The sequence below is a fragment of the Pengzhenrongella sp. genome, from assembly GCF_036565025.1.
Classification (GTDB): Bacteria; Actinomycetota; Actinomycetes; order Actinomycetales; family Cellulomonadaceae; genus Pengzhenrongella.
Genome location: NZ_DATCNW010000328.1, coordinates 1 through 6,712, shown reverse-complemented (window position 1 = coordinate 6,712; position 6,712 = coordinate 1). Strand labels below are relative to the sequence as shown.

General features: G+C 72.8%; 6 protein-coding genes and 1 pseudogene. 4 read left to right on the top strand and 3 right to left on the bottom strand.

What is annotated here, in order from left to right; all coding sequences use genetic code 11:
- A pseudogene (locus VIM26_RS18890) lies at window positions 1-267 on the top strand (hypothetical protein); the annotation flags it as partial.
- Between the two features lie 106 nt (window positions 268-373).
- Here the strand turns inward: VIM26_RS18890 and VIM26_RS18885 are convergent.
- Genes VIM26_RS18885 through VIM26_RS18875 form a run of 3 tightly spaced genes read right to left on the bottom strand, consistent with a single transcriptional unit; the run spans window position 374 to window position 2,704 of the window.
- Window positions 374-1,165 carry an ABC transporter permease gene (locus VIM26_RS18885; RefSeq protein WP_331954091.1) on the bottom strand — a complete coding sequence of 264 codons (792 nt, stop codon included), beginning with the start codon at window positions 1,163-1,165 and terminating at the stop codon, window positions 374-376.
- Window positions 1,155-2,096 carry an ABC transporter ATP-binding protein gene (locus VIM26_RS18880; RefSeq protein WP_331954089.1) on the bottom strand — a complete coding sequence of 314 codons (942 nt, stop codon included), beginning with the start codon at window positions 2,094-2,096 and terminating at the stop codon, window positions 1,155-1,157. The genes VIM26_RS18885 and VIM26_RS18880 overlap by 11 nt, the downstream gene beginning before the upstream one ends.
- On the bottom strand, window positions 2,093-2,704 hold the full coding sequence (locus VIM26_RS18875) for a TetR/AcrR family transcriptional regulator (RefSeq protein ID WP_331954087.1): 612 nt from the start codon (window positions 2,702-2,704) through the stop codon (window positions 2,093-2,095). Before VIM26_RS18875 ends, VIM26_RS18880 begins: the two co-directional genes overlap by 4 nt.
- A 137-nt stretch (window positions 2,705-2,841) precedes the next feature.
- Between VIM26_RS18875 and nhaA the strand changes: the two genes are divergently transcribed.
- From nhaA to VIM26_RS18860, 3 genes are all read left to right on the top strand, one after another.
- A complete protein-coding gene (gene nhaA, locus VIM26_RS18870; RefSeq protein ID WP_331954085.1) occupies window positions 2,842-4,128 on the top strand; it encodes a Na+/H+ antiporter NhaA in 1,287 nt (428 codons plus the stop codon).
- A gap of 273 nt (window positions 4,129-4,401) precedes the next feature.
- Window positions 4,402-5,739 carry a Gfo/Idh/MocA family oxidoreductase gene (locus VIM26_RS18865; protein ID WP_331954083.1) on the top strand — a complete coding sequence of 446 codons (1,338 nt, stop codon included), beginning with the start codon at window positions 4,402-4,404 and terminating at the stop codon, window positions 5,737-5,739.
- Window positions 5,736-6,695, top strand: a complete 960-nt coding sequence (locus VIM26_RS18860) for a PmoA family protein (protein WP_331954081.1) — start codon at window positions 5,736-5,738, stop codon at window positions 6,693-6,695. Before VIM26_RS18865 ends, VIM26_RS18860 begins: the two co-directional genes overlap by 4 nt.
- Window positions 6,696-6,712: the final 17 nt, after the last annotated feature.

Sequence of the window (6,712 nt, the reverse complement as noted above, 5' to 3'; positions counted from 1 at the left end):
GCCGACGGCCATGCCATCTCGGGTCACTTCGCGTTCCACGCCACGTCGGCGGTCGGGTCGTCGCCGGCCCCGGCCGCGTCGTCGCCGGCGCCCCCGCCGTCCGGGGAGCCGACGCCGTCGGCCACCCCGAGTGAACCCGGTGCCGCCGGTGGGTCCGCGGGGCAGTCGGGCCTGAACATCGGCCCGGGAGCCATCGCCGTCGGCGTGGGGGTCGTGCTGGTCCTGACCGCCGGCGCGATCTGGTGGATCCGCCGCCGACCGACCTGACGAGCGGTACCGCAATCGAGTTCGTCGTTCCCGTGCGAGTTCGCCGTTCGAACCGGCGATTTGGCATCCGGAACGGCGAACTCGGGCCGGGGTAGGTGTCGGCGGGCTACCGGTTGTGGTCGGCGCGTTCCCACCAGCGGGCGGTGGCCACGCTCGCGGCCACGCCGACCAGCACGACGACGGCGATGCTGCCCGGGCCGGGGGCGGCCTGGTCCGGGCCGGCGACGCCGCTGAGCAGCGACGGGACCGACCACGGGAACCACACGCCGTAGCCGATCGCGGCGATCACCTGGGCGGCGAAGAGGCTCACGAACATCGCGCCCACGGCGGGCAGGTAGCCGCGGCCGACGCTGGCGACCAGCCCGTAGGTGGTCGCCAGCGCGAACGTCAGCAGGGCTGCGGCGAAGACCGTCCCGATCCCGCGTACGGCGACGCCCGCGGACCAGCCGGGCAGGTGGAGCACCGCCCCGAAGATCAGCCCGAGCACGACGATCTGGACGGTGAGCAGCAGCGCCCAACCCAGGGCGACCAGCAGTTTCGCGCCCACCACGGCGCTGCGCGACGTCGGCAGGGCCAGCAGGTCCTTGGCCGTCCGGTCGGAGAACTCGCGCCCGAACAGCCAGATCACCACGACGGCGAACAGCAGCATGCCGCCGACGGCAACGATCTGCGCGGTGAGGCCGAAGTAGCCGGCCCAGTCCGCCCGCGCTCCCGCGAGCTGGGCCTTGTCGCCGATCAGGCCCATCGATCGCGCCCGGGCCGGGTCCTGCAGCACGAACATGAAGAACGCCCCCACGAATCCGGCGACGGTGAACCCCACGGCGGTCACCCACGGCACCACCGACCGGCGGACCTTGAGCAGCTCGGCCCACAGCGCGGCCGCGATCTCAGCGGGCATCCTCGGCCTCCCGATCGTCGGCCGCCGGCGCCCCGACGAGTCGCAGGAAGTAGGTCTCCAGGTTTTCCTCGGCCACGGCGACCCGGGTCGGGGGCTCGCCGGCCCGGACCAGCGTCGTGGCGACGAGCTCGGGGTGCTGCACCGCGCGATCCTCCTCGAGGAGCAGCAGGCCGTCGTCGGCGGCGTGCGCGTCGAACCCGGCGCCGCGGAGCACCTCGGCGGCGCGGGCGGGGTCGCGGGCGCCGATCTCGAGGCGGGGGTGCACCCTCCCCGCCAGCGCGTTGGCGTCGAACTCGTCGATGAGGTGTCCGTGATGCAGGACGCCGATCCGGGTCGCGGTGCGCGCGACCTCCGAGAGAAGGTGGCTGGACAGCAGCACGGTCGTGCCCTGCTCGCGCGCGAGCCCGACCAACAGCGTCCGGACCTCGACCACCCCGGCCGGGTCGAGACCGTTCACCGGCTCGTCGAGCACCAGCAGCGACGGGCGAGGCAGCATGGCCTTGGCGAGGCCGAGCCGCTGCGCGTTGCCCAGCGAGAGGGCCCGCGCGCGCCGGTCGACGTAGGGCCGCAGCGCGAACAGGTCGATCACGGAGTCGACCGCGGTCGGGTCGGTGATCTTGCGCAGTCGCCGGGCGACCTCGAGGTTCTCCCGCACGGTGAGCTCGGGGTAGGCCGCCGGCGTCTCGACGAGGTAGCCCACCCGGGCCCAGCCGGCCCGATCCGTCACCGGGCGACCCAGGACCTCGACGTGTCCGGCGCTCGCCCGGACCATGCCGAGGATCAGGCGGATGAGCGTCGTCTTGCCGGCGCCGTTGAGGCCGACCAGGCCGTAGATCTCGCCCGGCCGGACGTCCAGGGTGACGTTGTCGAGCGCGAAGACCGGGCCGTAGCGCTTCGAGGCGCCGCGGACCGCGATCACGGGCCCGCTCATCGCGCGGCTCGCCGTCCGGCGCCGGCGGCCGGATCGTTCACGGCCAGGTCGCCGAGCGTCGCGAGGGCGGCGTCCGCGAGGGCAGGCAGGTCGCCGCCGGACCGCGCCCAGTGCTCGACGGCGACCCCGAGCGCGGCCGCGCAGGCCGAGGCGGCCACCTGGACCCGCAGGTCGGTGGCGTCGCCGGCTCCGCGTTCGGCGAGCGCCGTCCCGAGGTGGTGCACCAGGGACTGCTGCTGCTCGACCGAACGGGCCCGGAGCGCGGGTACCGACAGGATGAGAGCGGTGCGCTGGCGGATCGGCTCGAGCTCGACCTGATAGACGTGGGCGAAGGCGTCGGCGAGCCCGCGGCGCACGGCGGTGAGCGGGGCCTCGTCGGCCGGGCGGGCCCGGACCGCGCCGGCGATCAGCGGGTCGTACACGTCCCGCAGCACGATGTCTTCCTTGGTGGCGAAGTAGCGGTACAGCGTCGCGGGGGAGACCCCGGCGGCGGCGGCGATCTGCTCGCAGGTGGTCCCGTCATAGCCCTGACCTGCGAAGAGCTGCAGGGCTTCGCGCTGGATCGCCTCGCGCGTGTGCTCCTTCTTACGCTCCCGTAGACCCGCCATCCGCTGCACCTTTCAAGAGTCGCTCTTATCTGAGAGTAACTCTCAAACGATTCGTGTCAAGGGCTATGCTGGCAGTGGTGCGCCGGGAAGTCTGGTCGGCAGTTGCTCAGCCGACCCTCGACTTCCCTGGAGTGCCCATGATCGATTCCCCCCGTCGTCCCGCCCGGCTGTTCGCCCGTGGATCGTGGGTCGAGGCCGGCCGCGTCGCGGACATCCTGCGCAAGGAGACGATCGGCGGCGCGCTGCTGATGCTCGCCGCGGTCGCGGCCCTGTGCTGGGCGAACTCGCCGTGGTCGGGGGCGTACGAGGCGCTGCGCGGGTTCACCCTCGGACCCGCCGCTCTGCACCTGGACCTGACGCTCGCCACCTGGTCCGCGGACGGGCTGCTCGCGATCTTCTTCTTCGTCGCAGGCCTGGAGCTCAAGCGCGAGTTCGTCGCGGGCGACCTGAGCGACCCGCGACGGGCCGCGGTGCCGATCGCCGCCGCGGTCGGTGGGGTCATCCTGCCGGCCGTGCTCTACACGCTCGTCAACCTCGGTGGCGGCGGTGGCGCCCGGGGCTGGGCGATCCCCACCGCGACCGACATCGCCTTCGCTCTCGCGGTGCTCGCCGTGATCGGTCGACACCTGCCGCCGGCGCTGCGGACCTTCCTGCTCACGCTGGCGGTGGTCGACGACCTGCTGGCGATCGCGATCATCGCCGTCTTCTTCACCGACCACCTCGCGGTGCTCCCACTGGTCGCGGCGCTGGTCCCGCTCGCGCTGTTCACGCTCGCCGTGCAGCGGCGGGTCCGATCCTGGTGGATCCTGCTGCCGCTCGCGGTGAGCGTGTGGGTGCTCGTGCACGCCTCCGGGGTGCACGCCACCGTGGCGGGGGTGCTGCTCGGCTTCGCCGTGCCGGTCGTGCGGAGCGCGCGGGCGGGCGGGCCGGATGCCGGTCCGGGTCTGGCCGAGCACTTCGAGCACCGCTTCCGCCCGATCTCCGCGGGCGTCGCCGTGCCGATCTTCGCGCTGCTCTCCACGGGCGTGGGTATCGGCGGGTTCGCCGGGCTCGGCGCGGCGCTGAGTGATCCGATCGCCGTCGGCGTCGTCGTCGGGCTGGTCGTCGGCAAACCCCTGGGCATCCTGGCGGCCACCTGGCTGGTGGCGCGATTCACGCGCGCCACCCTGGACGAGGGGCTCGCGTGGGTCGACGTCGTGGGGCTCGCGGTCCTCGCTGGCATCGGGTTCACGGTTTTGTTGCTCATCGGCGAGCTCGCGTTCGGCGCGGGCCGCGCGAGCGACGATCACGCCAAGGTCGCGGTCCTCGCCGGCTCCCTGGTGGCCGCGGCCGGTGCGACGGTCATCCTGCGTCTTCGCAACCGCGTCTACCGCCGGGCCAGCGCCGCCGAGATCGCCGATGACGACCGGCTCGGCAGCGCCTGACGCACTTGGCTAGCCGCAGCAGCGTCGCCCATCGGGCTGCCCCTCCGGCTCCTCGCGGGGTCTCACTCCGGCCCCGGCGAACGCGCGCGGACCTTCGCCGGCTCGTTGCTGCTCGTGGCCGCGACCGGAACGTGCGGCATCCTTGTCTGGATGCTCGCCCTGCTCGTCCTGATCGTGGCCGGCCTGCTGGCCCTCGCCACGCTCGCCGTCGAGCACCGGCTCGCCGGTGCCGCAGACTTTCCGCACCACCCGTAACACCAACCCGAGGAAGCAATGACCCAGAGCTCGCGACGCCGTTACGCCATCGCCGGAACAGGGCACCGTGCCGGGATGTACATCGAGGCGATCCTCGGCGAGCAATCCGACGTCGCCGAGCTGGTGGGCTGGTGTGAGCCGAACCCCGGCCGGATGGACTACTACGACGAGCTCGTCGCCGCGGCCGGCATCAGTGAGCCGCTGCCGCGCTACTCCCCGGACCACCTCGAGAAGATGATCGCCGAGGAGCGCGTCGACGTCGTCGTGGTGACCAGCCCCGACTACACTCACGCCGACCTGGTCTCCCGGGCGCTGGCCGCCGGTGCGGACACCGTGGTGGAGAAGCCGCTCACGATCGACGCCGAGGGCTGCCGCACGATCACCGGCGCGGTGGCCGAGACCGGCAAGGACGTCGTGATGACGTTCAACTACCGCTACGCGCCGCGCAACAGCTCGCTCAAGGAGGTCATCAGCTCGGGCGAGATCGGCACCGTGACCTCCGTGCACTTCGAGTGGGCGCTGGACACCGTGCACGGCGCGGACTACTTCCGCCGGTGGCACCGCGAGAAGAAGAACTCCGGCGGGCTGCTCATCCACAAGGCCTCCCACCACTTCGACCTCGTCAACTGGTGGCTCGCCGACGTCCCCGAGCGCGTGTACGCGAGCGGTGCGTTGCGGTTCTACGGCGCCGACGCCGCGGCCTCCCGGGGGATCGGCCCGCGCCCGGCGCGGGGCACCGGCAACCCGGAGGACCCGTGGGCGCTCGACATGAACGCGAACCCGCGGCTGAAGGCGATGTACCTCGACGCCGAGCACCACGACGGGTACCTCCGCGACCAGGACGTCTTCGGGCCCGGCATCACCATCGAGGACACCATGGCGGTGCTCGTCGACTACCGCGGCGGGGCGACCCTGAGCTACTCGCTGAACGCGCACTCCCCGTGGGAGGGGTACAAGGTCACCGTCAACGGCACGGCCGGTCGCGCCGAGCTGGACGTCGTCGAGCGCGGCTCGGTCGCGTTCGACGACGACGGTCTGTTGATCAACGACCCGGGCGCGTCCCCCGACGCCTGGGCGGGGGACGACCTGCGCCCGTTCGGCGACCGGCTGCTGGTGCAGAAGCACTGGGGCCGGGCCACCTCCTACCCGATCCCGGTCGGCGTCGGCGGGCACGGCGGCGGCGACGAGATCCTGCTCGGCGACGTGTTCCGCGGACCGGGCGCGGACCCGCTCGGGCGTCCGGCCGGGTACCGCGACGGCGTGCGCGCGGTCGCGGTCGGCATCGCCGCGAACCGGTCGATGGCCACCGGGCAGGCGATCAACGTCGCCGACCTCGGCCTCGGTATCGACCTGTGAGCCTGCGGCGGACCGGCGCCCGCGGTCCGCTGACCGTCCGGCACGAGCTCGACCGGTCGGTCCAGGTCGCCCACCGCGGGCGGGACCTGCTGACCTACGTCTACGCGCCCGACGACGTGCAGCTGGAGTCACCTCGGCCGTACTTCCACCCGATCACCACCCTCGGCGGCGACCTGGTCAGCCTGTTCCGGCCGCACGACCACGTGTGGCACAAGGGCCTCGCGTGGTCGCTGCCGAACGTCGGGCCGCACAACTTCTGGGGTGGGCCGAACTACGTGCCCGGGCAGGGCTACGTCCAGCTCGAGAACGACGGCTCGATGGACCACGACCGGTTCACCGCGCTGGACGTCACCTCCGACCGGGTACGGGTCTCGCACGAGCTGGTCTGGCACGCACAGCCCGCTGCCGGCGAGCAGGTCGGGGCGCAGATCGTGCACGAGGAGCGGTCCTTCGCCGTGACCGTGCCGACGCCGGACGCCTGGGTGCTCACGTTCACCTCGGCCATCACGAACGTCTCGGGCGAGCATCTCGACATCGGGTCGCCGACCACCAAGGGCCGCGAGAACGCCGGCTACGGGGGACTGTTCTGGCGCGGGCCGCGGTCCTTCACGGGCGGCACGATCCTCGCGCCCGGCTTCGCCGGCGGGGAGGAGGTCCGGGGCACCCGGGCGGAGTGGATGGGCTTCACCGGCCAGCACGACCAGACCGCCCGGCACTCGAGCCTGGTCATCGTGGACGACTCCATGAATCCGCAGCACCCGCCGAAGTGGTTCATGCGCAGCGAGTTGTTCGCCGGCGTGAACCCGGCACCGTTCTTCAGCGAGGAGGTCCCCTTCGCGCACGCGCAGACGCTGCGGTTCCGCTACGCCGTCGTCATCGCCGACGGCGACGCCGACCCCGCCCGCGCCGAAACCCTCGCGGCCCTAGGCCGCACAGCCCTGCACCAGCCCACCTGAGCCCTCCCACCCCCCCC

Excerpts from the sequence above, each read along its gene's own strand:
- VIM26_RS18885 (WP_331954091.1), bottom strand. The coding sequence starts at position 1,165 with ATGCCCGCTGAGATCGCGGCCGCGCTGTGGGCCGAGCTGCTCAAGGTC.
- VIM26_RS18880 (WP_331954089.1), bottom strand. The coding sequence starts at position 2,096 with ATGAGCGGGCCCGTGATCGCGGTCCGCGGCGCCTCGAAGCGCTACGGC.
- VIM26_RS18875 (WP_331954087.1), bottom strand. The coding sequence starts at position 2,704 with ATGGCGGGTCTACGGGAGCGTAAGAAGGAGCACACGCGCGAGGCGATC.
- nhaA (WP_331954085.1), top strand. The coding sequence starts at position 2,842 with ATGATCGATTCCCCCCGTCGTCCCGCCCGGCTGTTCGCCCGTGGATCG.
- VIM26_RS18865 (WP_331954083.1), top strand. The coding sequence starts at position 4,402 with ATGACCCAGAGCTCGCGACGCCGTTACGCCATCGCCGGAACAGGGCAC.